This is a genomic window from Staphylococcus sp. GDY8P57P (assembly GCF_017892585.1).
Classification (GTDB): domain Bacteria; phylum Bacillota; class Bacilli; order Staphylococcales; family Staphylococcaceae; genus Staphylococcus; species Staphylococcus borealis.
The window spans coordinates 1-449 of sequence record NZ_JAESLK010000125.1; the positions used below are offsets into that span (position 1 = coordinate 1).

At 29.2% G+C, this 449-nt stretch carries 1 pseudogene; it reads right to left on the reverse strand.

Annotation, left to right across the window (positions count from 1 at the left end):
* A pseudogene (locus KA878_RS13905) lies at window positions 1-373 on the reverse strand (D-alanyl-lipoteichoic acid biosynthesis protein DltB); the annotation flags it as partial.
* Window positions 374-449 lie beyond the last annotated feature (76 nt).

Genomic DNA, 449 nt, shown 5'->3' on the forward strand with positions numbered 1-449 from the left:
TACCATGTATTGTAAGTTGATGTGTTCCTAGCCAGCTACTTTGTAATACTTTGACAACAATTAACGGTAATATAGATAACAATATTGCACTTACATATAACTTGAAGTTATTCGTTTTCTTTACGAGCGTGTTATAAGTTCTAATCAAAACAACTTGGTAACATACGTACAATGCAAAGAAAATAAGTTGATAACTCAAATATTGATTATCGAATAAATTTTTACTATCATCCGAAAATATTAAAACAAGCATAATTAAGGTTATTAACCTATTGTATATAAGACTTTTCTTACCGATTAATCCTAAAATAATTACGGGCAACATTAAGATTAAACAGATGTAGAAATAAGTAAAATCGCCATATGGTGTCATGAATTTAACCTCTCTAATACTTTGTTGCGATCTAATTTACCGTTAGCCGTTAAAGGTAGCTGTTTAGCATAACTGA